The sequence below is a fragment of the Bradyrhizobium sp. USDA 376 genome (assembly GCF_054063675.1).
This window is the reverse complement of the sequence record NZ_JBSSGN010000001.1, coordinates 4,457,557-4,482,600: the sequence shown is the minus strand read 5'-3', so window position 1 is coordinate 4,482,600 and position 25,044 is coordinate 4,457,557. Positions and strand designations below refer to the sequence as shown.

The window sequence follows — 25,044 nt, the reverse complement described above, 5'->3', positions numbered from 1 at the left end:
CTTTCGCAGGACATTTCAACGGCATTTAACGCCTCTCGCGCGATCCCCGTTCGGCGCCGCGGCGCCGCCCGGCGTGCATTTGCGAAAACGCGCGCCTGCCCTGAGCAGGATCGGACAAAGCACGGCCGCTTCAGGAAAGACGCTGCTCCGTCACGCGCATAGAACACGCGCCAACCCGTACAAATACGGACGACTGATGTGCAGCCTGAGACGATCAGGAGGAGCCGCACAATGATCGGGAGCACCGCACTCATGCGCAATCCCTCACCCAAGGGCTTGCCACCCTCACCCGGCGCGCAGCCTGACGATGGCACGGCGCCCCAGCTGCGCGCTGCCGATGCGGAGATGGCGCGCGTGCTCAAGACGAGGCCGCTTCGCATGGCCTCCGATTCCCAGAGCGGCACGATTGCCTATTGGAAGCACGAGCCGCTGCATGATGTGGTCGAACCCATGGCCGATCACGTCATCATGGCCTATCCCGCCGGCTCGCAGGCGCTGGAGCGGCGCAGCGGAAAATCGGCGGCGATCAGTACGGCGCGTCCCGGCGTCGTCACGATCATTCCGGCCGGATCGACCTCGCGCTGGGACATTCACCGGCCCATGCATGTCGTTCAGCTCTATCTTCCGCAGCGAACGCTGCTGCGTATCGCCGATGAGGCCAGCACGACGAGCCCCGGCGACCTCCTGGAAAGAACCGGGCATCCCGACGCCATCACGTCCCGCCTGCTGCTGAGCGCAGCCGACTCGCTCGAAGGCAGCGCCACGCTCGACACGCTGTTCAGGCAGCAACTGACCGATCTCCTCGCCACGCGCGTGCTCGCGGCCCATGCCGGCGTGCCGGCCGCGCCGCAGCCGATCATCGGCGGCCTCTCGCCAACGGTCCTGCGCCGGGCCATCGAACGTCTTCGCTCGGACAGTGATGCGGACGTCTCGCTCTCGGCGCTTGCGTCCGACGCGGGTCTCTCGCGTTTCCATTTCTGCCGGTCCTTCAAGGAGAGCACCGGGCTCTCGCCGCACGCCTGGCTGCGCCAGCACCGGCTCGAGCAGGCCATGAACATGCTGCGGGAGACCGACGAACCCGTCGTCTCGATCGCCGCGGCGCTCGGCTATTCCACGCAGACGGCCTTCGCCGCGGCCTTCAAGAAGCTGACGGGTGAAACGCCGAGCGATTGGCGCAGGCGGACGCGTTAGCAGCAATCCCGCGACAGGAACGGCAATCGCTCTTGGGCAGTCGAATATCTGGTTCGCTAAACATCGCAGGAACAGAGACCACGCGGACGGAGACGAGCAATGGACTGGAAACGCTTCGCAATCGCACCGCGCCGCAAAGCCATCGCGACGGCGCTCCTGTACGGGCTCTCGCTGACCGTGCGTCTCACCTCGCCGACAGCCGAGGAGGCGCCGACACAGAACGCCAGTCTCCTGGCGTCAATCCTGATCAATCATGATTGGCCGAGGAAACCTGCAGTGCCGGTCGCCCTGCAGGGCTGGCCATCGAGCCCGAGAAGCTGCCAGGCGGCCTGCGGAAGCCCCGCGCTGCTGTCGTCACTGCCGAGCTGCACCGCTCCGTAAGGCTGTAGCGTCCACCGTTTCACCTCTTCGCGTCATCGCCGATCGCAGCAGGCTCCGCCGGCTTTGGGCGGCGGCTATGACGCACGTCTGTCCCGATCAACCAAATCCAGGAGTGAACCACATGCGACTGCTCATCATCGGCGCCGGCTTTGCCGGCATGTACGCCGCCCTCTCCGCGGCCCGTCTGCGCGACATCCAGGGTGTCTCGCCCGACGATCTCGACATCGCGCTGATCGCACCGGAGCCGACGCTGGTGGTCCGCCCACGGCTCTATGAGCCGAAACCGGAAACCCTGACGGCACCGTTGCTCGACGTCCTCAAGGCGATCGACGTCGATTACATCCAGGGCAGCGCCGAGACGATCGACGCCAAGGCGCGAACGGTGCAGATCGCGACGTCCCAGGGTACGCGCAAATCCCTGTCCTATGACCGCCTGGTGGTCGCGACCGGCAGCCGTCTGTTCCGCCCCAATATTCCCGGCCTTGCCGACCACGGTTTCAGCGTCGACTCGCTCGATGATGCCATCGCGCTGGACAAGCATCTGCATGGTCTTGCCGACCGGCCGCCCGTCAACGGACGCGATACGGTCGTCGTCGCCGGTGGCGGCTTTACGGGCATCGAAGCCGCAACCGAGCTGCCCGCGCGCCTGCGCAAGATCCTCGGCAAGGATTCCAAAGCGCGCGTGATCATCGTCGAGCGCAACGGCGCGATCGCGCCCGACATGGGCGAAGGCCCTCGTCCACTCATCGAGGATGCGCTGCGCAAGCTCGGCGTCGAGACCCGGCTCGGGGCCGGCGTCGCCTCGCTCGACAAATTCGGCGTGACGCTCTCGACCGGCGAGCACATCGAAACCGAGACGGTGGTCTGGGCCGCCGGAATCCGCGCCGCGCCGTTGACGGCGCAGATCCCTGCCGAGCGCGACAATTTCGGCCGGCTGCTGGTGGATCGCGACCTGCGCGTCCCCGGTGTCGCCGGCGTGTTCGCCACCGGCGATGCCGCGCGAGCCGCCTGCGACGACGAGGGCAATTACGCACTGATGTCGTGCCAGCACGCCACGCGGATGGGCGCCTTTGCCGGCAACAACGCCGCCGCCGAGCTGCTCGGCGTTCCGACCAGGCCCTACCACCAGAAGGCCTACGTCACCTGCCTCGACCTCGGCGAAGCCGGCGCGCTGTTCACGCGCGGCTGGGAGCGCAAGGTCGAGATGGCCGGCGACGTCGCCAAGAGGACCAAGCAGGAGATCAACACCGTCTGGATTTATCCGCCGAAGGCCGAACGCGCCGCCGCGCTCGCGTCGGCCGATCCGGAGCGTGTGACCGATCTCTAGACCCGCGAAGCGACAGCGGCCGCGCGTCCTGGCTGCGCGGCCCGCTCAACCAGAACCAGCCAGAAGCCTTCCAACAGGAGACCAACATGAACCTGCACAACACCTCATATCCCCAGGCAGCGGGCCCCGAAGAGCTGGTGCCGTCACGCTACGCGCTCAAGATCGGCGAGATCGACGTGCTGGTGGTCAGCGACGGCGTGCTGCCGCTGCCGACCACGATGCTGGCGCACAATGCGGCCCCGGCCGAGCGGGCGGCCTGGCTGCACGACATGTTCCTGCCGCAGGACGCGTTCGACTGGGCGCTGAATGCGGTCATGGTGCGCAGCGGCGGCAAGACCATCCTCATCGACGCTGGCCTCGGCTCCGACCCGGACTTGCACCTGCCGCGGGCCGGGCAGTTGATCAAGCGACTGGATGCCGCCGGCATCGATCTTTCGGCCGTGACCGACCTGGTGCTGACGCACATGCACATGGACCACATTGGCGGCCTGCTCGTCGACGGCGTGAAGCAGCGGCTGCGCAAGGACCTGCGCATCCACGTCGCGGCCGCCGAGGTCAAGTTCTGGGAGGCGCCCGATTTCTCCCACACGAACATGCCGCAGGGATTCCCCGACGCACTTCGGGCGACCGCCAGGCGCTTCGTGAGCGAGTATGGCAGTCAGTTGCGGACCTTCGACGACACGCACGAGATTGCGCCCGGCGTCGTCGCCCGTCGCACCGGCGGTCACACCCCCGGACACAGCGTGGTTCGGATCGCGTCCGGCGGCGACGCGCTGACCTTCGCGGGCGATGCCGTGTTCGCGGTCGGCTTCGAGCAGCCCGAATGGCACAACGGCTTCGAACACGATCCCGAGGAAGCGGCGCGCGTTCGTATCGGCCTTTTGCGGGAGCTTGCCGTGACCGGCGAGATGTTGGTCGCCACGCATTTGCCGTTCCCGTCGGTGGGCCGCGTGGCGGTTGATGGCGACGCCTTCCGCTGGGTGCCCGTGTTCTGGGATTACTGACGGCTTGATGGGTTGGGCCAAACCGGGGCGCGTGCTCATGACGTTCGTGAGTGCGCGCCCCGCTTCAAATCGTCACGAGAGCCCGGGGACACCTTTCGGGCCGGTCTTCATGGCTGCGTGCGCACTATAGGCGCCCGGTCCATAGGTCGCGATCAAGGCAAGCGCGCCGAGCAGGCCGAGATTCTTCAGGAAGTTGATGGTCTGGGTGACAATTTGCGCTTCCGGCGCCGCCCAGAAATTATGGAACATCAGCGTGGCTGCGATGGTGAACAGGAACAGGATCACCGCCGCCGGACGCGCAAACAAGCCGAGCAGCAGCGCCATGCCGCATCCGAGCTCGACCGATAGCGCGCCTGCGGCAAGGACGGCGCCAAATCCGTCGGCTCCTCCGGGAAGCCGTCCGGCGGTTGCGGCAAATGCCAGCACCTTCCCGGTGCCGCTGTAGAGAAACAGCGGCGCGATCGCGACCCGCGCGAGCAGGAGCGCCCAAGACTCGAACGGGCCCGCGGGCTTCCCCATGTCGGCGAAACGGGTGGACGTCGGCATTTCAATTCTCCTTGGGCAGGACTTGGACAATAAGGCCGCGTGTGGCCGGCGATGATCACTCCGCGGGCGCAACATCGGCGCTCGGAAGACGATTTGCTGCGGCCATGCCAAGCGAGCCGATCGCGAGCGCGCCGACGATCGACGCGCCGCCGATCGCCCAGAACACAGCGTCCGGCCCGCCGGTGACCTGCTGCAACAGGCCGATGACGTAAGGGCCGAGAATTGCGCCTACGCGGCCGATGCCCAGCTCCATTCCGACGCCGCTGGCGCGGAAGCAGGTCTCGTACGAACCGGCGGTGAAATTGTTCAGCACGTGTTGCGCGCCGATGATGCAGAACCCCGCGACGGCGACGATGGCCAGATTGACGCCGTGACCGCTGACGAAGATCAGCGCCAGCACGGCAATCCCGCCGCTCAGCCACCATGTGGCGAGATAGCGGGGCGTCAGCGCAAAGTTGCGATCGGCCAGCATTGCCAAGGTCAAGCCGCCGATGAAGGACATCGCCTGCATCAGGGCGCCGAAGCCGAACGAGGCCGCAAAGGTTTCGCCGCGCTTCAGCATGACGGTCGGTATCCATCCGGTGAGACCGAAGATCGCGAACAGGCTGAGGAACGCCGTGATCCAGATGGTCAGTGAGACACGGCGATAGCGTGGGCTGAGCAGGGTTGCGATGGTGCCCTGCTCCGGCTTGCTCTCGGCGGACGCGAACGTCGCATTCCGATAGATGTCCGCCCGCTCCGGCCGCAGCCTTGCGAGCAAGGTGCGCAGCTCCGCAACGCGCGAGCGGGCAGCCAGGAAGCGCGGGCTTTCGGGCAGAATGGCATGCGCCACGAAGGTCAGGGGGATTGAGAGCGCGCCCACGTAATAGAGAATTTGCCAGCCATGTTGCGGCGTCAGGAACACGCCGACGAGACCGGCGCAGACGCCGCCGAGCGACCAACCCAGCGTCACGCCCCACAGGGAGAACGTGTTGCTGACGCGCTTTGGCGCAAGCTCGTTGATGAAGGTCGTCCCCAGCGGCAGCAATACGCCGAGGCCAAGCCCCGTGACGAAGCGCAGGGCGCAGTAGCTCCAGAAATCGCCGGCCAGCACCGCGGTCAGCAGGGTGAAGACGTTGACGATCCACAGGCCCGCGAGCAGCGTCCCGCGCCGGCCGAACCGGTCCGCGACGCTGCCGTGGCCGATCGCGCCGAACAGGAATCCGACGAGACCCGAGCTCATCAGGAAGCCTGCCTGGCTCGGTGCCAGCCCCCAGGGCTGAACCACGTAATGGATGACATAGGCCGGGTTGAACGTGTCATAGCCGTCGAACAGCGTGATGAGCGTGATGAGAAAGCCGAGCAGCTTGTGGAACGGCCCGATCGGGGCGTCGGACAATTCCTCATGCACGTCGATTTCGGACGAGAAGCTCACGGGTTTCCTCCATATGAATTGATGATGTGCTCTGCTCTGCGGCAGATTGAATCGATGCATCGTCGAGCTTGAACAGGGCGCGCGCGTTGTCGCGGCCGATCTTGAGGCGATCGCCTTCGGAGATGGTGGCGGCGTCGAACCATTGGGCGGCGTGGTCGATGTTCTCGAACGGCCAGTCGGCGGAGAAGAGAATGCGGTCGGCGCCGATCTCCAGCATCGCGTCGATCAGCGTCTGGGTGCGAAAATTGCCCGACGTGGTGATGTAGAAATTTTCCCTGAAGTAATCGGCGATCTTGCGCCGCGCCGGATAGGCGTTCTGGGTGCGCATCCACTTGTTGTGATTGTCGACCCGCCACATCGAGTAAGGCAGCCCCTCGCCCATGTGACCGAGGATGATCTGCAGCTGCGGATAGGCGTCGAACAGGCCCGAGCCCATCAGGCGCAGCGCGTGCACCGCGGTTTCCTGCCCGAACGCCCAGGTCGGCCCCAGCAGCCAACGGTGCCCCTCATAGATGGCCGCGTCCTTCGCCAGCGGATTGCGCGGGTGCAGATAGAAGGGAACGCCGAGGCGCGCGACCTCCGACCAGAACGGCCAGAACTCCTTGCGATCGTAATAGATGGCGTGATCGGTGCCGGTAAGCTCGCTGAAACCGTTGACGAGCGCGCCACGAAACCCGAGCGCGCCGACGCACCGGTCGAGCTCGCGTGCAGCCGCCTCGGGATCCTGCATCGGCAGCGCCGCAAGCCCCTGGAAACGATCCGGCCGCTTTGCGACCTGCTCGGCGAGGAAATCGTTGGCGCGGCGCGACAGGTCGATGGCGCGCTCGCGGTCGGGAATGGCCTGCACGGCCGGCGCGTTGAGCGACAGCAGCATCATCTCGATGCCGTGGGCATCCATCTCCACAAGCCGCCGCTCATGGATGTCGAGCAGCCGCGCCTTGAGCTCGACCCAGTCCTGAGCCGGGGCGAAGCCCGCGCTGTCCTGGACGGTGTCGTCCATTGCGAAATGCTCCTCGAGCGCAATCTTGCCCTGCATGGCGTCGTTCCTTCGGCTTTGCTTTCGGCGTTGACAAAGCAAAGCATCCGATACAAATACTTGTCAATGAGAAAGTTGCATTTGCAAATGATTGATATGCAAATATTGCACATGCGAAGGTTGGCGCTTATTCCGGGCGGAGCTCTCCCGCCAGGACCCAAGCCCGGACCTAAACTCATGTATCGATTTTCGAATTCGCTGCCCTATCTGCTCGCCCGGCTCGGCGTCCGCATGGGCGATCTCTTCGCGCGCGTGATCCGTCACGAGAAGTTGACGCTGCCGATGTACCGTGTGCTCGCTGCGCTTTCGGAGCAAGGACACCCGTTGCGCCTCGGCGAGATCGCCGAACTCACCTCGGCCGACGTGTCCACCCTGTCGCGCATCGTCGCGGAGATGAGCCGCGTCGGCCTGTTGACGCGCGACCGGCCGGAGAACGACCAGCGCAGCCTTCAGGTCGCGCTGACGCCCAAGGGTGCGGAGCTCGCGGGACGCCTGATGCCGCTCGCCGCCTATTATGAAGAGGTCGTCACCGGAAGCATGTCCGCGAAGGAAGCGGCCGAGCTCAAGCGCGTGCTGGTGGAGCTCTACCACAACATCGACCGGCTCGAGCAGGAAGTCGAGGCCGGGCTGATCAAGGTGCCGGCACCGGCACGGCCGAAGGAATCCCGCGACGAACGGCCCGAGGCAAAGGCGAAGACCAACCCGCCGCGCGGCAAGACATCACGAAAATAGGGAAACGACCGAGGAGAGGCCATGCGACAGGATCCCATCATCATTGCAGGCGGCGGCATTGGCGGACTTGCGGCAGCAATCGCGCTGGCGCAGAAGGGTTTCCAGGTCACGGTCCTCGAGCGTGCGGCGCGCTATCAGGAAATCGGCGCCGGCATTCAGCTCGGTCCGAATGCGTTCCATACCTTCGATCGCCTCGCGCTCGGAGATGCGGCGCGGCAGATCGCCGTGTTCATCGATCAGCTCCGCCTGATGGACGCGATCTCGGCGGAAGAGATCACGAGCATCGATCTGACCAGCTATTTCCGCCGTCGCTTCGGCAATCCCTATGCCGTGGTTCATCGCGGCGATTTGCACGGCATCTTCGTCCGCGCCTGCGAGACGCATGAGAACGTCACGCTGCGAGCCGACTGCGACGTCGTCGGCTATGAGCAGGATGGTTCGCGGGCCACGGCCCTGCTGAGGTCCGGCGAGCGCGTCGGCGGATGTTTGCTGATCGGCGCAGACGGACTCCGTTCCCGCATCCGCCAGCAGATGGTCGGCGACGGCGCGCCGCGGATCGCCGGCCACACCACCTATCGTTCGGTGATCCCGACCGAGCAGATGCCGGAGGACCTGCGCTGGAACGCGGCGACACTGTGGGCCGGCGCCAAGTGCCATCTCGTGCACTACCCGCTGTCAGGCTGGAAGGTGTTCAACCTCGCGATCACCTGCCACAACGATCCCGTCGAGGCGTTCGCCGCCAGGCCCGTGACCCATGACGAGGTGCTCGAGGGCTTTCGCGACGTGCATCCCCGCGCGAAGGCGATTATTCATCACGGCAGGGACTGGAAGGCCTGGGTGACCTGCGATCGCGACCCGACCGATCGCTGGACCGACGGCCGCGTCGTGCTGCTGGGCGATGCCGCGCATCCGATGCTGCAATATTTCGCGCAAGGGGCCTGCATGGCGCTGGAGGATGCGGTTTGCCTCGCCGAGGAGCTCGACGAGACGGAAGGAGAGGTCGCCCACGCGCTCGAGCGCTACAGGAATGCCCGGCTGCTGCGCACCGCGCGGGTCCAGCTCCAGGCGCGCGAGCTCGGCGAGCACGTCTATCATCCGGCGGGCGTCCACGCGCTGCTGCGCAATCAGCTCATGCGCGAGACCAGCCTTGAGCGCTTCTGCGACAACCTGGCCTGGCTCTACCAGTCCCCGTTCCCGGAACGGGATTCAATAAGACGGCTCGCGCAGCCCTGAGCGCATGCGGGAGGCACCGTTCGCGTGCCCGTCCCGGGTTCGGCATCTAGATCGACCGCGAAGCGCTGTCGCGCTTCGCGGCGAGCCGGGCCACTTCGTGGCCCAGCTTCATGCGCGTGGCCGGCCAATCGCCGAACGTCTAGACGGTCGAGATGCCGTCGATCGGACTGATATCTCCGACAAAGCGCAGCAGGTCGGCCATGGTGAATTCGCCCGGCACTTGCGACGGAAGCGTCGGCTTCCAGCTCTTGCCCTTGACCCAAAGGTACGACTGGTGATCGCCATGGACGAGGCCGACAAAAACCTCGGCAAGCAACGTCGCACCGACCGGCCCCAGCTTTTCACCGCCGCCGCGCTGCTCCGCTTCCTTGAGGATGTAGTACCAGAGCGGGGTGTGCTCGTGCAGACCATGCTTCTTCGCCACCGCACCGTCGCTCCCCTTCGAGATTTCGGCCGGCGTCAGCGGATTCTTGATCTTCATGGCCCTGGCCACGTCCTGCCCGGACGGCAATCCGAGCAGCACGCCGCGCTTGAGATTGCGGAACGGCAGGCTGCCGCCGTCACCCGGCAAGGTGTGGAGTTGCGGCACGACGAACGGGTCGATCTTGCGAGATGAATTGAGTGCCACACCCGGCGGATTGGACGGCAGGACCGCATAGAAGCGCCGCCAGTCGATGATCCAGTTGCTCGAAAGCACCGGAAGAGGAAGCGGCGGCTGAATCGGATTGGGCGCGAGATCTCCGATGATCCCGCCGGAGAGCCCGGTAAACCTGAACAGCAGGTCGAGCGTCGCGGGCGTAAGGCCGCCTGGCCCGGGCGTGAAGATTCTGTTGTGGCTGTAGACCTGGCGAACCATGCTGTGGCCGAGCCGATAGACGGCCGCGGAAAACTCGACCGGCATATAGGGCGTCTTCTTGAAGCGGTAGAAGCGTCGCCCCTGCTCCAGAATCTTCGCAACCAGTCCCTTCTCGGTGATCCGCTCGACGAAATCGTGCAGGACCATCCATTGATAGTGCCAGGTCACGATCCGGCGCGCTTCCTCGAATATCTCTCCCGGCGGCTTGCCTGACGCCGCCAGCTGATCGCAGACCTTGTTGTGAAATTTCAGCATAGCAAGATGGGTTTGCGCGACGAGCAGGTTCTCGTCGTTGCGATGATCGCCGATCAGGGCAAAGCCCTCGGGACTGCGCGGAAGATCGTTGCGATGATCTCCCGTGATGCTATCGACGTTGACGGTCTTGCCGATCAGGAGTTTCGGACCCGGAGTCTTGCCGTTGTCGCCCGCCGAATTGCGCGCGTACAGGTGACGGCTTCCGTCGGGACCGAGGCCGTATACGCTGTCGAGATCGAGCGCCGGCGTACGAAAATTCTGCACGGCCATCGGATCGGCCTCCTTGTCGCCAAAGGAGGTCAAATCCAAAGTGATGTCGTGGTCGACGAATTGCCCGAGATAGGTGAAGCCGGCGGGCACGTTGGCGTTGTTTCCCGCAGCATCGCCGGGAGCGGGATCCTTCATTGCATCGGCGAGTTCATGAAGCGGACCATCGTCGACCGCGAGCGGCTCGAGGGCCGGAAACATCCGGCCAAACATGCCCGGATCGTCATGTCCGGAAAGCGTATCCAGAAATTGCCGCGTCGGCTGACGTCCGGCTTTGCCGTGACCGGGCTGAACGTTCACGTCGGTTCCCATCGCTTGCTCCTGCTTGAAATGCTGAAAAGGGAGAGGGGCGAGGAAGTTTGTCGATTGTTCCAAAATTCTCGTGTCAGTATAGGTTTTCGAAAATTACCCCTCTGGGTGCAGTAACACGAAATATTACCACAGATTGTATTCTGCAGAGAGCATCATCAGCGAGGCGTTTTGCCCCACCTGAACACGCGCTGTTGATTACGATCGCTTCGCGGCGAACCGCGCCCAGATCTCGGCGTCCGTGTAGAAATCCACGCCGCCGTCTAGATCCCTCACGAGCCACTCGCCGAGATAGACAATCTGCGTGCCGCTGCGCCGCTCGTGGCGAAGCTCGAACTTTCCTTCGGCATCCTTGTGCAGCGAGCAGATCGACTGAACCCAACTCGGCCAATCCTGCAATGGTTGACCGACGAATTGCCAGGCGACCAAGGCCGCGTTGTTCGACAGGGGTTCTAGGCGCAGTGTCTTGGTCACGTGATCTCCACCATGCGGTTGTCCCTAACTCCAACGTCCCGGGACCGGAAAGGTTGTTATTCAGCCGCTCCTCAGCGTGAGCATGACCGGCGATCCTTTCAGGTTCCATCCGTGAAAACCCGGTCCTCGCCCGCCGGTTGGTTGCGCCCTACCCGATCGTCTGCAGCGCCGGGAAGGTCTCGAGCAGCCAGATGCTCACATTCGAGACCGCGCCGGTGAGAAAGCCGATGCCGGTGATCACCATCAACACGCCCATGGCGCGCTCGACATTGACGAGCTGGCCCTTCATGCGCGCGAACAGCGTGGAGAATTGTTCGATCATCAGCGCGGCGATCAGGAAGGGAATGCCGAGGCCGGCGGAATAGACCGCGAGCAGCCCCGCGCCCTTCGTCACCGTGGCTTCGGCCGCGGCGATCGAGAGGATCGCAGCCAGGATCGGGCCGATGCAGGGCGTCCAGCCGAACGCGAAGGCGAGCCCCATGATGTAGGCGCCCCAGAGGCCGACGGGTCTTGGGATCGGCAGCCGGCCCTCGCGCATCAAGAGGCCAATGCGCGTCAAGCCGAGGAAGTGCAGGCCCATGATGATGATGACGATGCCGGCGAGGATCGACAATTCGGCCGACCAGGCCCGGATCAGCCCGCCGATCAGCGAGGCGCTGGCGCCGAGCGCCACGAACACCGTGGAGAAGCCGAGCACGAACAGCAGCGCCGACATCATGATCGCGCGCTTGGACGCCGATGCCGGCTCCTCGCTCTCGACATGCTCGATCGTCGCGCCCGTGAGATAGATCAGGTAGGGCGGAACCAGCGGCAGGACGCAAGGGGAGAGGAAGCTGACGAGGCCGGCAATCAGCGCCGCCGGGATCGAAACATTTTGCATGATGCAGTCGGAGCCATCTCAGGCCCCGGCGCGGCACGCGGGAAATGCGCGCGGCCCGGAGCACCGGCTCTGGTGTAGCCGATGCCGGAGAATGCGCAACAGAGGCGCACAAAACCAGGGCTCCTCCCGATGCCGTCCGTGATCACAGATGCGGCATCGGGACGCGCACAAATCTCGCCAAAAAGCGAGACTCGGCGGCGCGGCTACTTCACCACGCGGAGCAGCGGACGCCGGGGCTGGTCCTGCGTCTGCTTGGAAGGGGGCTGCGGTTCGCTTCCGGCGTTCCGCAGCATTTCGTCGCACAGCGCCTTGAGATCGGCGCTATCAATTCCTTTGAGCTTCATCCGTACGTCGAGGATGACAATCGACAGCAGCTCGGCCGACTCACGACTGTTCATCTCGTTGAGCGCCCTGCGGCACTCCTCGAGCGTTTCCAGCACCGACTGCAACTGTTCGTCTGAATGCGACACCGGGCGTTCTTTCCGTTAATTCGGCCTGCGAGACGTATTTGCGACGACCCCTTTGGCCCCCATGGGAGACCAAGGATAACACGAGGCCGCCGCGCCTCTGAACATGATTTCAATGTGTTTCTGCGCTGAATCCGTGGTTCCGGCGAACATCCCACCGCCGCACTCTTGGCCATCGTTGAAGCGGCCAGGGACAGAACGCCCGTTGCGCTGTGATTGATCCAGTCCGGGAGTTGGAAGCGCCACATGCGCAAGGACGTTCATTGCGGACAGCGCCGACAATCCCGCAGCCATCTCAAGGCTCGCAACGGAACTCACGCGACACCCCTCAATTCGAGCGATCGTTTGCCCGATTCCCAGCCGTAGCCGCACCCAAATACCACTCGCGAGCCAGTAAGGATGACGTTCAAAACTCGTCACCCCGCAACCCGCCGTGGTTGTGGTTTGCGCCAGATTCTGCCAGTTTAGCAATCCGAAGGGAATTGTATGCACTCCTTGGCGGAAAGGGGCGTTCCGCTGGAAGAACGCCCAAAGACAAATATCAGCGGCCTCTCCGATTGGGACACGGCCCGCATATTCTTGGAAGTCGTCCGTTGTGGAAGTTTCCGCTCGGCGGCTGAACGTTTGTCGCTGTCGATCAACGCCGTCCGCCGCCGGATCGATGATTTCGAGCGTCAGACCGGCACCACTCTCTTCACCCGCGACGTCCACGGCACCCATCTGACCGACGAAGGCGCGGTGGTGGTCTCCGCGGTCGAGCGGATGGAAGCGGCCGCATTCGACGTGCTGCGCACCAGCGATTCGACGGGCAATGCCCTGTCCGGCGAGGTTCGCGTTGCCGTCACCGAAGGTCTCGGCACGTTCTGGCTCGCTCCGCGCCTGGTCGAATTCCAGCAGGCTTATCCGAAGATCCTGGTCGACCTGCATTGCGCGATGCGCTCGGCCGACGTCTCGCGCCACGAAGCGGACGTCGCCATCCACCTGTCCCGGCCTTCGGCCCTCGACGTCAAGCTGGTGCGGCTCGGCCGCATGCATCTGATGTTCTGGGCCTCCGAGAAATACATCGCGAAACACGGCGCGCCGCGCTCCGCGGCGGAATTGATCAAGCACCGCCTGGTGCTGCAATTCGCCGACCAGCTCGCCGCCAAGGAATCTTTCGAGAGCTTCTTCCCGGGCGTTTCGGAGCGTGACCTTCTGGTCATGAAGACCAACGTCTCAAGCGCCAACTACTGGGCGGTCGCGAACGGCGCCGGAATCGGCGTCTTCCCGAGCTACGCCATTGCGCTTGGCGGGAAGTTGATTCCACTGGAGGTCGAGTTGAACCGACCGCTGGATATCTGGTTGTCCTACCATCCCGGTAGCGGCCGGATTCCCCGCGTGCGGCACATGATTGACTGGCTGATCGAGGCTTTCAATCCGGCCCGCTTCCCGTGGTTTAAGGAAGAGTTCGTGCACCCGCATGAATTCAAGGACTCGTATATGGGCGAACCCCTGACCCAGCTCTTCGGGGGATTTTCAACCGAAGAACGGTGAGAAACGACTATGAAAACAGCGGCGAAAAGAATGAAGCAGCGCAGTGCCGGCAAGCCGGACATTGAGCTTGGCAAGCGGATCCGTCTGCGGCGCGTCGAGATGAAGATCTCGCAGGCCGAGCTCGGCGAAAAGCTCGGCGTGAGCTTCCAGCAGGTCCAGAAATACGAGAAGGGCGTCAATCGCGTCGGCGCAGCCCGCCTGCAGCAGATCGCCTCCGCCCTCGACGTGCCCGTGACCTTCTTCTACGACGGCGACAACAAGGCGCGCGAAGTCGAGAGCCTGCTCTTCCTCGACTCGGCTTTCAGCCTCCGCCTGCTGCGCGCTTACAGCAAGATCAAGGACCAGACGGTGCAGCGTCAGCTCGTCTCGCTGATGGAATCGATCGCGGCCAACGAAAGCTGAGCCGATCGACGGCCTGGCCTTGACGGCCATGTTCAATCCGCCGCGTCGCGGGGGCGCGGCCGGATTGGACGAGATCGACTGGATCGGATCTTCTGAATGAGATCTGACCTGCGCGCCGTCCGCGCGCGGCCTTCATTTTTCGGGGCGGCCTGACCGCCCCTTTTTCTTGCCCTTTTCCAGCACAACGGCACCTTCAACGCGCTCGGCGCGGTCAAGATCGACATGCCGAATTCCTATTCGGTCTACATGCACGACAGAGGCGGCGTTCTTCGGCAAGGCCGCCGGCCATCCACTGGCCGCGCACATGCACGTGACGCAGTAGGATCTGGCGCGACAGCAGCCGCGCCATGCAATCGCGGCACAGACGGATGCAAAGCCGCATCCCTGCCGCGGTTGACCGTGGCCTCAGCCCGGCCGCACATTGCGCCTCGCCAACAACACGCGAGCGCGCGATGCCGACATCTCCAACGAAAAATCCTACGCCGACGGCAAGATCCTCCAGCACGCCACTGATGGCGTCGGCGTGATCACCTTCAACAATCCCGACAAGCGCAACGCGATGTCGCTGGAGATGTGGGAGGGGTTTGGCGAGGCGCTCACGGCCCTGCGCGACGACGACGCCGTGCGGGTTGTGATCCTGCGCGGCGCGGGCGGCAAGGCGTTCGTATCGGGGGCCGACATCAGCCAGTTCGAAAAGACCCGTCACAACGCCGCGGCGTCCGAGGAATATGCCAGGCGCAGCGTCGCCCAGCGCGCACTGCTTGCCGACTATCCGAAGCCGACCATCGCCTGCATCCAGGGTTTTTGCCTCGGCGGCGGCATGCAGGTCGCGATGCTCGCCGACATCCGTATCGCTTCGCGCGACAGCCAGTTCGGCATCCCTGCGGCGAAACTCGGCATCGCCTATGGCTATGACGGCTTGAAGCACCTGGTGTCGCTGGTCGGCCCGTCCTGGGCGCGGCTTCTGATGTACACGGGCATGCGCATCGATTCCGCCGAGGCGCTGCGCATCGGCCTCGTCGAGCGCGTGCTCCCGGAGGGCGAGCTCTGGGGCGAGACCATGGCGATTGCCGAGACGATCTCGCAGAACGCCCCGCTCGCGATCAAGGCCGCCAAGATCACCATCGCGCAGGCCTTGAAGGACGAGAGCGCACGCGACATGGACGCGATCAAGGCGATCGGCACCGCATGCATGGACAGCGCGGATTTCCGCGAGGGCCGGCAGGCGTTCATGGAGAAGCGCAAGCCGCGGTTTTCGGGGCGGTGAAGCTGAACCGACATTCAGGAAGATTAAATTCCTCTGTCTCCTGCGCTGCGATAGCAACCAATTGATCCGTCGCAAGTTCTTCCGCCACCAATGAGGGAGAGTGCGATGAAACTCAAATTTGCTGTTCTCGGTCTCGCTGCGCTGGGCGGCGCCGCGCTGGCGTCGGGGCAAGCGCTCGCTGCGATGCCGAACGGCATTCCGCAGGCCGATCGGATCGCAAGCGGGCCGGCCGCCAACATCGATCAGGTCCGCATGGTCTGCAATGCCTGGGGCCGCTGCTGGTGGCGACCGAACTATTACGGTGCCTATGGCTACTACGGCCCGCGCCGCTTCTACGGGCCACGGCCATATGGCTATTACGGCCACCGCCACTGGCGTCGCTGGTAAACGACGAAGGGGCCTCGAGGGCCCCTTTTTCACGCGCGCGTTGACTACAGTGCCGCAAGCACCGCCTTCGTGATATCCGCGGTACCATTGCTGCCGCCGAACTCCATCGGCTTGATGCCGCCGGCATAGACCCCGTCCACCGCGCGCTCGATTTGCTCGCCGGCTTCCGCCGCACTCTCCACGCCATGCTTCTCGGCGAGCCAGTCCAGCATCATCGCCGCCGACAGGATCATGCCGGTGGGATTGGCCTTGCCCTGCCCCATGATGTCAGGCGCGGTGCCGTGGCAGGGCTGGAACACGGCATATTTGTCGCCGATGTCGGCGGACGGCGCCATGCCGAGGCCGCCGATCAGGCTCGCGGTGATGTCGGAGACGATGTCGCCGAACATGTTCTCCATCACCATCACGTCGAAATCCCAGGGACGCTTGACCAGCATCGCCGAGCAGGCGTCGACATAGAGCCGGTCGGTCTTCACATCAGGATGCTTCTTCTCGATCTCGTCGAAGATGCCGCGGAAGAATGCAAAGGCCTTGAACACGTTCGCCTTGTCGACACAGGTGAGTGCGCCCGGCTTGCCGCGCGCCTTGCGCCGCTCGGCGAGGCGGAACGAGAACTCGAACAGACGCTCGGACGTCCGCCGCGTGATCACCATGGTCTCGCGCGCATCCTCGTGGGTGACGACGCCCTTGCCCATCGAGGCGAACAGGCCCTCGGTGGATTCGCGGATCACGACGAGATCGATGCCGCGCTTGTCCGCGCCGACGATCGGGCTCGGCACGCCGGGAATGAGGCGCGCCGGCCGCACGCCGGCATAGAGATCGAAGATGAAGCGCAGCTCGATCTGCGGCGCGATCTCGGTATTATCAGGGTAGCGCACCGACGGCAGGCCGCAGGCCCCTAACAGGATCGCGTCCGCCTCCTCGCACAGCTTGATCGTCGTATCCGGCATCGACTTGCCGGTGGCGAGATAATTGTTGGCGCCGGCCGGCGCCTCGGTGAACCGGAAGCCGAGGCCGGATTTCTCGCCGACCTTGCGCAGCACCTCGAGCGCCGGCGCCATGACTTCGGGACCGATGCCGTCACCGGCGAGCACGGCAATGTGGAAGGCGTTGTTTGCGGACATGGGGGTTCCTGTATCGGATGCGTCATCCCGGGGGCGGCGCGAAGAGCCGAACCCGGGATCTCGAGATTCCGGGTTCGGTCCTTCGGACCGCCCCGGAATGACGGAAATTACTACGGCGTCAGCACGGTTCGGCCGACCACCGCGCCCTGCTGCAATTGCACCAGCGCCTCGTTGGCTTTCGCGAGCGGGGCCGTCGTCACCGGGATCGGCGGCACCTTCTTGGTGCGAACGAGATCGAGCAGCTCCTGCGTTTCGCGCAGATTTCCGACATAGCTGCCCTGGATCGTCACCGCCTTGATCGGGATCAGCGGCAGCGCCCAGGTCGCGCCGCCGCCGAACAGGCCGACGATGACGAGCTTGCCGCCCTTGGTCAGGCAGTCGAAGCCGAGCTGTGTCGTGGCGGAGTTGCCGACGAGGTCGATCACGGCGCGGATCGGCCCGCCCGCCTTCTTCGCAAGCTGCTCCAGCGCATCCGGCGCCTTGGGATCGATGGTGGCGAGCGCGCCGGCCTTCTCGGCCGCTTCGCGCTTCCTGGCGTCGATGTCGACCATGATCGCGCCCTTGCCGCCCATCGCCTTGAGCAGCGACAGCGCCATCAGGCCGAGGCCGCCGGCGCCGAACATCACGATCGGCGTGTCGAAATGCTGCTCGACCTTCTTCAGCGCGCTGTAGGTGGTGACGCCCGAGCAGGCATAGGGCGCGGTCGTCGCGGGATCGAGGCCTTTCAGATTGAGCAGGTAGCGCGGATGCGGCACCAGCATGTGGTCGGAATAGCCGCCGTCGCAATAGACGCCGAGCGAGCGCGGCGTCAGGCACATGTTCTCGTCGCCGCCAAGACAGGTCGCGCATTTGCCGCAGCCGATCCAGGGATAGACCAGGCCGACATCGCCGAGCTTGACATCGCCCTGGTCGGTCGGCTTCACGTCGGGGCCGAAGGCGAGGACTTCGCCGACGGTCTCGTGGCCCATGGTCAGCGGCAGGTTGATGCCGCGGTCTTTCAGCGACAGCGGCTTGCGGCCGTGGCCGAGATCATAGCCGCCTTCCCAGATGTGGAGGTCGCTGTGGCAGACGCCGGCGGCCTTCACCTTGATCAGCACCTGCGTGCCCGAGGGTTGCGGCGTCGCCTCGTCGAACTCCTGCAGCGGCGCCTTGAAATCGGTGACCTTAAAACTCTTCATCGGCGTCCTCCCGGCATGCTTCTCGTTCTCGGCCTCACCATGCCATGGCAGGCGAGGCCAGACAAACCGGTCTTAGTTCAGGCCAGCGGATGGTGGCAAGCGGCGAACTGGCCGGGTGCGACTTCGCGCAACTCCGGTATCTCCGCGCTGCATCGCTGATCGGCGCGCGGGCAGCGGGTGCGGAAGCGGCAGCCGGACGGCGGTGCAATCGGCGATGGCGGCTCGCCGGTCGCCACACTCTCGGCGGGACGCACGTCCGGATCGGGCACCGGGATCGCCTGCAGCAACAGGCCGGTGTAGGGATGCGCGGGCCTTGCGAACAATTGCTCCGAGGGCCCGACCTCGCAGAGCCGGCCGAGATACATCACCGCGACGCGGTCGCTGACCGCTTTGACCACCGCGAGGTCATGCGCGATGAACAGCAGCGTCAGGCCGAAGCGCGTCTTCATCTCCTCCAGCAGATTGAGGATCTGCGCGCGGATAGAGACGTCGAGCGCCGAGACCGGCTCGTCACAGACGATGAATTCGGGGTTGAGCACCAGCGACCGCGCGATGCAGATGCGCTGGCACTGGCCGCCGGAGAATTCGTGCGGCAGGCGGTGTACCACGAGATCAGGGTCGAGCCCGACCGCAGCGAGCACCTCGTGCACGCGCCGCTTGCGCTCGGCGGCATCCTTGACACCGGCGATGATCAGCGGCTCGGCGACGATGTCGCCGATGCGGCGGCGCGGATTGAGCGAGGCGATCGGGTCCTGGAAGATCAGCTGCACGCGGCGGCGCATCCTGCGCAGCGCCTCGCCCTCCATCGCGGTGAGGTCCTCGCCGTCGAACAGCACGCGGCCGGATTTGGCGCGGCGCAATTGCAGCACCGCGCGCCCCAGCGTCGACTTGCCGCAGCCGGATTCGCCGACCAGCCCCAGCGTCTCGCCGCGCGCGACCTGAAGGCTGACGCCGGACACCGCGTGCACCGTCTTGTTGCCGAGACCATATTCGACGACGAGATTGTCGACGTCGAGAAGCGGCGCATCGCGCACGGCAAGCTGCATCATGCGCCGATCTCCTCGGTCATCCGGATCGGGTGGAAGCAGGCATAGAGATGATCAGGCATCTCCGCGCCCTTCAGCTCGGGCTTGGCTTCGTGACAGCGCCCAGTGGCATAACGGCAGCGCGGCGCGAAGGAGCAGCCCTTCAGCGGCCGCGTCGGATCGGGCGGACGACCGGAGATGGCCGGCAGCGGCGTATGCGGTGCGGTCTCCAGCTTCGGGATCGCCGCCAGCAGCGCCTCGGTGTAGGGCATGTGCATGCGCTTGAACAACGCCTGCGCCGGCGCGCGCTCCACCACCCTGCCCGCATACATCACCGCGACCTCGTCGGCGCGACCGGCGACGACGCCGAGGTCGTGGGTGATGATGATCATCGCCATGTGGCGGCGGCGCTGCTCGCGCGCGAGCAGGTCGAGGATCTGCGCCTGGATGGTGACGTCGAGCGCCGTGGTGGGCTCGTCCGCGATCAAGAGCTTCGGCTCGCAGGACAGCGCGATCGCGATCGCGATGCGCTGGCGCATGCCGCCGGAGCATTGATGTGGATATTGCGCGAGCCGCTGCTCCGGCGCGGGAATGCCGACGGCCGCCAGCAGCTCGATGCTGCGCGCCTTCGCCGCGGCGGCGTCGAGCTCGAGATGCTCCTGGATCGTTTCCATCAGCTGGGTGCCGATGGTCAGCACCGGGTTGAGCGAGGTCATGGGATCCTGGAACACCACCGCGAGGTCGCCCCCGCGCAGCTGTCGCAAGCTCTCGCGATCGAGCCGCACCAGGTCATGGCCGTCGAACATCACGCGGCCCGTCAGCTTGGCCTTCTTCGGCAGCAGCTGAAGCACCGCGCGCGACAGCATGGTCTTGCCGCAGCCGGACTCGCCGACGATGCCGAGCGTGCGCCCGGCTTCGAGCGAGAGATCGACATGATCGACGGCGCGCAGGTTTCCGCGCGGGGTCGGCAGCTCGACCGCGACATCCTCGATGGTCAAGAGCGGCGTGCTCACAGCGCCCCCTGACGCGGGTCCGTGAGCGCCCGCAAGGTGTCGCCGACGAGGTTGAACGCCAGCACGGTCAGGAACAGTCCGGCCGCGGGCAGGAAGGCGAGCCGCGGCGCGACGTCGAGGCTGTCGCGCCCCTCCCCGATCATGCTGCCCCAGCTCGCCATCGGCGGCGGCACGCCGAGGCCGAGGAAGGACAGCGCTCCCTCGACCACGATGGTGACGGCGACGCCGAGCAGGAAGAAGGCGAGCAGCGGCAGGATCACGTTCGGCAGCAACTCGCGCACGAGGATGCGCGCATGGCTCGCACCCAGCGCCTCGGCCGCAATCACGAACTCGCGCCGCGCCAGCGTCAGCGTCGCCGCGCGCGCCACCCGCATGAAGGCGGGGATGCCGAGCACGCCGAGGATCGCAGTGAGATTGGGAACGGACTGGCCGAGATAGGCGGTCACCGCGAGCGCGAAGATCAGCGGCGGAAAGGCCAGCAGCACGTCCATGCTGCCGACCACCAGCGTCTCGAACCGCCCGCGGAAATACCCGGCGAGCAGGCCGAGCGCACCGCCGAACACGAGTCCGATCATCGGCGCAATCAGTCCGACCGTCAGCGAAACGCGCGCGCCAAAGATCAGGCGGGCGAGCTCGTCGCGGCCGAGCCCGTCGGTGCCGAGCCAGTGCTCGGTGGAGAACGCGGCGCGGCGCTCCAGCATGTCCATGTCTACAGGGTTCTGCAGCGGCAGCACCGGTGCCAGGATCGCGAGTGCAAGGATGATCGCGAGCCAGCCGCTCGCGAGCCAGAACAACAAGCCGAGCTTGCGCCCGCGTCGCACCGGCGCAGATACGGCCTCGTCCTGCATCGACAACTCAAGCGTGGCCATGGCGGATCCTCGGATCGAGCACGGCGTAGAGCATGTCGACGATGAAATTGACGATGACGAAGCCGCAGGCGACCAGCAGCACCACGCCCTGGAGAATGACGAGGTCGCGGGTATAGATGGCGCCAACCAGCAGCCGGCCGATGCCGGGCAGCGCGAAGATCGATTCCACGATCAGCGTGCCGCCGAGCAGGCGGCCGATATTGATGCCCGTCACCGTCACCAGCGTCAGCGACGAGGGCTTGAGTGCATGCACGAACAGGATGCGCGATGGCTTAAGGCCCTTTGCCTTTGCGAGCGCGATATAGTCCTCCTGCAAGGTCGCGATCATGTCGGAGCGCAACACCCGCATGATTCCAGGCCATTCGGCGAGGGCCAGCGTCAGCGCGGGCAGCACGAAGAAGCGCAAATTTGCCAGCGGCTCCTCGGTGAACGGGACATAGCCGGTCGCCGGCAGCCAGTGCAGCTCGACCGCGAACAGATAGATCAAGAGGATCGCCATCAGGAAGGACGGCATCGACAGCATCGCGAACGCACTGCCGGTCATGAAGCGGTCGAAGGCGCCGCCGGCGCGCGCGGCGCAGGCGATCGCGACGGGAACGCCGATCAGGAGCCCGATGAACTCGGCCATCAGCATCAGCTGAAGCGAGACCGGAATGCGCTCGGCGACCGCCTGTAGCACGGTCTGACCGGTGCGGAACGAGCGGCCGAGATCGCCCTGCAGGACGTGGCCGAGCCAGCTCAGGTAACGCCACCACAGCGGCTGGTCGAGCCCCATGTCACGGCGCAGCGCCGCGACATTCTCCGGCGTCGCCTGGTCGCCGAGGATGACGAAGGCGAGATCGCCGGGGAGCAGCGAGGCGATCAGGAAGGTGAGCAGCGAGACGGCAAGCAGCACCGGCAGGATGGCAAGCAGCCGCCGCACGACGAAGTTCAGCATCGCGCTTTCATTCCAGCCAGGTGGTCGAGACGTCGATCACGCCGTTGTAGATCTTTGGAAAGCCCTTCAGCCTGGCGCTCGACAGCGCATAGTACGTGTTCTGGAAGGTCCAGAACCAGATCGCCTCCTTGTTGATCAGGCGGCTGATGGCGCAATAATCCTCGATCCGCGCCGCGGTGTCGGCGGTGACGCGGGAATGGTCGAGCAGCCGGTCGAGCTCCGGATCGGCGAAGTTGGAGAGCGCCAGCGGGCTGCCGCTGCGGAAGTTCGCATACATCTGCGGATCTGGATCGGCGAGATCGACGATGCGCCAGGGTATGAGCTGGAACTGACGCGTGAAGCCGCGCGGCGGGATCGTCGCCTGATCGACCTGCTCGATCTCCATGTTGGCGCCGGCGCGCTTCCAGAATTGCTGGAGCACCTGGCCGATCATGCGGCCGCGCGGCGTTGCGCTCACCAGCATCTTGAACTCGACCGGCTTGCCGTAGTCCTTGAGGAGCGCCTTGGCCTTCTCGAGGTCGAACGGCAGCGCGCCGTCATCCTTGCACTTGACCCAGGAGCCGTCGCCGTAGGGATTGCTCGCAGGCCGGCTCAGGCCGTTGCTGATCGCCTGCGACATCTTTGGACGATCGATCGACATCACCAGCGCCTGGCGCACGCGGACGTCGTCGAACGGCGCCACCTTGGTGTTGAAGGCGTAGACCGCGGCACCCGAGCCCTTGTAGGTGTGCACGGTGAGCTTGGGGTCCTTCTGCGCCTTCATGATGTTGTCGGCGTCGTTCTCGTCGTCCCAGATGATGTCGGCCTCGCCCGATTGCAGCGAGGCGAAGCGCGACTGCGCATCGGGCAGCGGCTTCAGGATGATGCGGTCGAGATAGGGACGGCGCTTGTCCCAGTAATTCGGGTTCTTCTCCAGCACCATACGGTCGCCGGCGGTCCATGATTTCAGGATGTACGGACCGGTGCCGACGGGATTACGATTGTAGTCGTCACCCTTGGTCTTCCAGGCGGTCGGCGAATGCACCGCATTGTTCTGGCTCTGGATCGTGATCACCGCCGGCAGATTCACCGAGGGGTCGGTGAGATTGTAGACGATTGTGTATTCGTCCGGCGCCAGCACCTCCTTGACGTTGGTGATGTAGAAGGCGCAGCGGCACTTGTTGGCGGGGTCCTTCTGCCGGTCGAAATTCTCCTTGAAGGCTTGCGCGTTGAACGGCGTGCCGTCGTGGAATTTCACGCCCTCGCGAAGCTTGAAGGTCCAGCTCTTGTAGTCGTCGGAATGCGTCCACGACACCGCGAGCTTTGGCGCGGCCTCGCCCTTGTCGTCGAGCGTGGTCAGCGTGTCGAAGATCGCGGCGGCCGCGGTGAAGGTCGAGGTGTCGTAGACGCCGACCTTGAGCGGATCGAAGCCGGGGATGTCGAGCTCCTGGCCGACGGTGATGCTGCCGCCCGATTTTTGCGCCTGCGCAGGCGAGACAAGCGCAAATGCCGCAACAAGGAAAATCGGCACGTGCTTGCGCGCCGCGGCAGCAATCTTCGTCATGGTTCCTCCCGGGATCCCTCGTCCGATGTTTCGGATCGTTGATGACTCGGGAAGCGAGCTTGGCGACAAATGCTCGCCACGGCAAGAGGAACACACGAGAGATCAAACGCCGCATGCGCGCGGCGTCATGTTGCTCAGGATGTCGCGGCCGTTTTGCCTGACGGAATTGGCGCCTTGTCGGCAAGGCCGATCTCGTCGCGCAATGCATCGGTGTGCGCGCCGAGCACGGACACCGTCGTGGCCGGCGTCGTGTCGGCCCCCGACATCCGGAACGGCAGGTTGAGCACCTGGAACGAGCCGCCCTCGTCACGCACCTCGGAGAGCGCCTGGCGATGCGCAAGCTGCGGATCGGCCAGCGCCTCTGACACGGTGCGATAGGCCGAGGCCGGCACGCCCGCGGCGCCGAGCGCGAGGAGGCATGCATCGGTCGAAAGCTGCCGCGACCAGATCTCGACACCGTCCATCAACGCCGCCCAGTTCTCGCGGCGCGGGGCGTAGGTAGCAAAGCGTGGATCGGAGACCCATTCGGGACGGCCGATCACCCCCATCAAGGCCTGGAACGTCTTCTCGCTGGCGACCGTGATCATGACATAGCCGCTGGCCGTCTCGGTCGGCCCGAACATCGGACGGGGCGGCGGCGCCACCGCGAATTGCGAGCTCTGCAACTCGGTCAGGGTCAAGGTCAGCATCGATTCCAGCATCGAGACGTCGATGTGCTGGCCGAGCCCGGTCACGGTGCGCTGATAGAGCGCGGACGCAATCGCGCCGAAGCCGTAGGTGCCGGTGACAACGTCGGCGTGATAGATGCCGCAATAGTCGGGCCTGTGACGGCCGGGCTGGTAGGCGAGATGCGCCATGTCGTAGCCGGAGGCGGCATGGATCACCGGCGCATAGGCCGGCAGCTCGGCCGAGGGGCCGGTCTGGCCGTAGCCGGAGATCGAGCAGTAGATCAGCCTCTCGTTGACCGCACGCAGCCTGTCATAGTCGAGCCGCAGCCGGTGCATCACGCCGGGGCGGAAGTTCTCGACCAGGATGTCGGCGGTCGCAGCCAGCCGGTAGACGGCGTCCCTGCCATCCTCGGATTTGAGGTCAAGCACCAGGCTCTTCTTGCCGACATTGAGCTGGCCGAACGCGGTGCTGCAGCCCTTGCGCAGCGGCGGCCGGGTCCGCATCGTCTCCCCACCATCGGTCTCGATCTTGATGACCTCGGCGCCCATGTCGGCTAGCATGCGCGCGCAGTGCGGACCGGCGATCGTGGTCGAAAAATCCAGGACCCGCAGGCCCGCGAAAGCCTTTGTCGTCGTCCCCTTACGCTTATCTGGTAGCTGCATGCGTGCCGCGTCTCCCTGGGGCTCCCTCAGGAACCATGGATGTTCTCTCTTGTTGGTGCGGCG

Annotated in this window: 26 protein-coding genes; 10 read left to right on the top strand and 16 right to left on the bottom strand. The window is 65.1% G+C overall.

The window, feature by feature from the left end; translation table 11 throughout:
* Positions 1–231 precede the first annotated feature (231 nt).
* From ACVJ19_RS21000 to ACVJ19_RS20985, 4 genes are all read left to right on the top strand, one after another.
* The gene (locus ACVJ19_RS21000) at positions 232–1,191 is read left to right on the top strand and encodes a helix-turn-helix domain-containing protein (protein ID WP_453950907.1); all 960 of its coding nucleotides are present in this window, start codon (positions 232–234) and stop codon (positions 1,189–1,191) included.
* Positions 1,192–1,290: 99 nt separating this feature from the next.
* Positions 1,291–1,572: a hypothetical protein gene (locus ACVJ19_RS20995; RefSeq protein WP_453950906.1), complete on the top strand. Its 282-nt coding sequence runs from the start codon at positions 1,291–1,293 to the stop codon at positions 1,570–1,572.
* A 121-nt stretch (positions 1,573–1,693) separates the two neighbouring features.
* Positions 1,694–2,899 (top strand): NAD(P)/FAD-dependent oxidoreductase, encoded by a 1,206-nt coding sequence (locus ACVJ19_RS20990; RefSeq protein ID WP_453950905.1) that lies wholly within the window; start codon positions 1,694–1,696, stop codon positions 2,897–2,899.
* 86 nt (positions 2,900–2,985) lie between these two features.
* Positions 2,986–3,903 (top strand): MBL fold metallo-hydrolase, encoded by a 918-nt coding sequence (locus ACVJ19_RS20985; RefSeq protein WP_453950904.1) that lies wholly within the window; start codon positions 2,986–2,988, stop codon positions 3,901–3,903.
* 72 nt (positions 3,904–3,975) lie between these two features.
* Here the strand turns inward: ACVJ19_RS20985 and ACVJ19_RS20980 are convergent, their stop codons facing one another.
* Genes ACVJ19_RS20980 through ACVJ19_RS20970 form a run of 3 tightly spaced genes read right to left on the bottom strand, consistent with a single transcriptional unit; the run spans position 3,976 to position 6,899 of the window.
* Positions 3,976–4,449, bottom strand: a complete 474-nt coding sequence (locus tag ACVJ19_RS20980) for a DoxX family protein (RefSeq protein WP_453950903.1) — start codon at positions 4,447–4,449, stop codon at positions 3,976–3,978.
* Between the two features lie 55 nt (positions 4,450–4,504).
* On the bottom strand, positions 4,505–5,863 hold the full coding sequence (locus tag ACVJ19_RS20975) for an MFS transporter (protein WP_453950901.1): 1,359 nt from the start codon (positions 5,861–5,863) through the stop codon (positions 4,505–4,507).
* Positions 5,832–6,899, bottom strand: coding sequence for an amidohydrolase family protein (locus ACVJ19_RS20970; RefSeq protein ID WP_453950899.1), 1,068 nt, complete (start codon positions 6,897–6,899; stop codon positions 5,832–5,834). Before ACVJ19_RS20970 ends, ACVJ19_RS20975 begins: the two co-directional genes overlap by 32 nt.
* A 177-nt stretch (positions 6,900–7,076) precedes the next feature.
* Here ACVJ19_RS20970 and ACVJ19_RS20965 point away from each other — a divergent pair, with 177 nt between their 5' ends.
* Entirely contained in the window at positions 7,077–7,631 is a 555-nt protein-coding gene (locus ACVJ19_RS20965) for a MarR family winged helix-turn-helix transcriptional regulator (protein ID WP_453950898.1), read from the top strand.
* A 21-nt stretch (positions 7,632–7,652) separates the two neighbouring features.
* Positions 7,653–8,864: a 3-hydroxybenzoate 6-monooxygenase gene (locus tag ACVJ19_RS20960; RefSeq protein WP_453950897.1), complete on the top strand. Its 1,212-nt coding sequence runs from the start codon at positions 7,653–7,655 to the stop codon at positions 8,862–8,864.
* Between the two features lie 139 nt (positions 8,865–9,003).
* Here ACVJ19_RS20960 and ACVJ19_RS20955 read toward each other — a convergent pair whose 3' ends face one another.
* The 4 genes from ACVJ19_RS20955 to ACVJ19_RS20940 all read right to left on the bottom strand — a co-directional run bounded on the left by ACVJ19_RS20955 (position 9,004) and on the right by ACVJ19_RS20940 (position 12,375).
* Positions 9,004–10,554 (bottom strand): peroxidase family protein, encoded by a 1,551-nt coding sequence (locus ACVJ19_RS20955; RefSeq protein WP_453950896.1) that lies wholly within the window; start codon positions 10,552–10,554, stop codon positions 9,004–9,006.
* Between the two features lie 195 nt (positions 10,555–10,749).
* Complete coding sequence (locus ACVJ19_RS20950; protein WP_453950895.1) at positions 10,750–11,025, bottom strand: hypothetical protein; 276 nt, start codon at positions 11,023–11,025, stop codon at positions 10,750–10,752.
* 148 nt (positions 11,026–11,173) lie between these two features.
* Positions 11,174–11,905, bottom strand: a complete 732-nt coding sequence (locus ACVJ19_RS20945; protein ID WP_439374061.1) for a cytochrome c biogenesis protein CcdA — start codon at positions 11,903–11,905, stop codon at positions 11,174–11,176.
* 203 nt (positions 11,906–12,108) lie between these two features.
* Positions 12,109–12,375 carry a hypothetical protein gene (locus ACVJ19_RS20940; protein ID WP_211401495.1) on the bottom strand — a complete coding sequence of 89 codons (267 nt, stop codon included), beginning with the start codon at positions 12,373–12,375 and terminating at the stop codon, positions 12,109–12,111.
* Between the two features lie 483 nt (positions 12,376–12,858).
* Between ACVJ19_RS20940 and ACVJ19_RS20935 the strand changes: the two genes are divergently transcribed.
* Positions 12,859–13,905, top strand: coding sequence for a LysR family transcriptional regulator (locus ACVJ19_RS20935; protein ID WP_453950894.1), 1,047 nt, complete (start codon positions 12,859–12,861; stop codon positions 13,903–13,905).
* Positions 13,906–13,935: 30 nt separating this feature from the next.
* Positions 13,936–14,307: a helix-turn-helix domain-containing protein gene (locus tag ACVJ19_RS20930; RefSeq protein WP_020608151.1), complete on the top strand. Its 372-nt coding sequence runs from the start codon at positions 13,936–13,938 to the stop codon at positions 14,305–14,307.
* Positions 14,308–14,439: 132 nt separating this feature from the next.
* Here ACVJ19_RS20930 and ACVJ19_RS20925 read toward each other — a convergent pair whose 3' ends face one another.
* Entirely contained in the window at positions 14,440–14,583 is a 144-nt protein-coding gene (locus tag ACVJ19_RS20925) for a hypothetical protein (RefSeq protein WP_456739421.1), read from the bottom strand.
* Between the two features lie 145 nt (positions 14,584–14,728).
* On the opposite strand from ACVJ19_RS20925, the gene ACVJ19_RS20920 reads away from it, so the two are divergent.
* Together ACVJ19_RS20920 and ACVJ19_RS20915 are read left to right on the top strand one after the other, a co-directional pair.
* Positions 14,729–15,574: an enoyl-CoA hydratase gene (locus tag ACVJ19_RS20920; RefSeq protein ID WP_453950893.1), complete on the top strand. Its 846-nt coding sequence runs from the start codon at positions 14,729–14,731 to the stop codon at positions 15,572–15,574.
* A 105-nt stretch (positions 15,575–15,679) separates the two neighbouring features.
* On the top strand, positions 15,680–15,961 hold the full coding sequence (locus ACVJ19_RS20915; RefSeq protein WP_453950892.1) for a hypothetical protein: 282 nt from the start codon (positions 15,680–15,682) through the stop codon (positions 15,959–15,961).
* A gap of 44 nt (positions 15,962–16,005) precedes the next feature.
* On the opposite strand, the gene ACVJ19_RS20910 is transcribed toward ACVJ19_RS20915, so the two are convergent.
* The 8 genes from ACVJ19_RS20910 to ACVJ19_RS20875 form a co-directional block, all read right to left on the bottom strand.
* Positions 16,006–17,085, bottom strand: a complete 1,080-nt coding sequence (locus tag ACVJ19_RS20910) for an isocitrate/isopropylmalate dehydrogenase family protein (protein WP_453950891.1) — start codon at positions 17,083–17,085, stop codon at positions 16,006–16,008.
* 110 nt (positions 17,086–17,195) lie between these two features.
* Positions 17,196–18,263, bottom strand: a complete 1,068-nt coding sequence (locus ACVJ19_RS20905; protein WP_453950890.1) for an alcohol dehydrogenase — start codon at positions 18,261–18,263, stop codon at positions 17,196–17,198.
* Between the two features lie 77 nt (positions 18,264–18,340).
* A complete protein-coding gene (locus tag ACVJ19_RS20900) occupies positions 18,341–19,312 on the bottom strand; it encodes an ABC transporter ATP-binding protein (RefSeq protein ID WP_453950889.1) in 972 nt (323 codons plus the stop codon).
* Positions 19,309–20,301, bottom strand: a complete 993-nt coding sequence (locus ACVJ19_RS20895; protein ID WP_453950888.1) for an ABC transporter ATP-binding protein — start codon at positions 20,299–20,301, stop codon at positions 19,309–19,311. Before ACVJ19_RS20895 ends, ACVJ19_RS20900 begins: the two co-directional genes overlap by 4 nt.
* Positions 20,298–21,170, bottom strand: a complete 873-nt coding sequence (locus ACVJ19_RS20890) for an ABC transporter permease (protein WP_453950887.1) — start codon at positions 21,168–21,170, stop codon at positions 20,298–20,300. The genes ACVJ19_RS20895 and ACVJ19_RS20890 overlap by 4 nt, the downstream gene beginning before the upstream one ends.
* The gene (locus ACVJ19_RS20885; protein ID WP_018648238.1) at positions 21,157–22,107 is read right to left on the bottom strand and encodes an ABC transporter permease; all 951 of its coding nucleotides are present in this window, start codon (positions 22,105–22,107) and stop codon (positions 21,157–21,159) included. The genes ACVJ19_RS20890 and ACVJ19_RS20885 overlap by 14 nt, the downstream gene beginning before the upstream one ends.
* Positions 22,108–22,114: 7 nt before the next feature.
* Complete coding sequence (locus ACVJ19_RS20880; protein WP_453950886.1) at positions 22,115–23,650, bottom strand: ABC transporter substrate-binding protein; 1,536 nt, start codon at positions 23,648–23,650, stop codon at positions 22,115–22,117.
* A 134-nt stretch (positions 23,651–23,784) separates the two neighbouring features.
* A complete protein-coding gene (locus ACVJ19_RS20875) occupies positions 23,785–24,981 on the bottom strand; it encodes a CaiB/BaiF CoA transferase family protein (protein WP_453950885.1) in 1,197 nt (398 codons plus the stop codon).
* Positions 24,982–25,044: the final 63 nt, after the last annotated feature.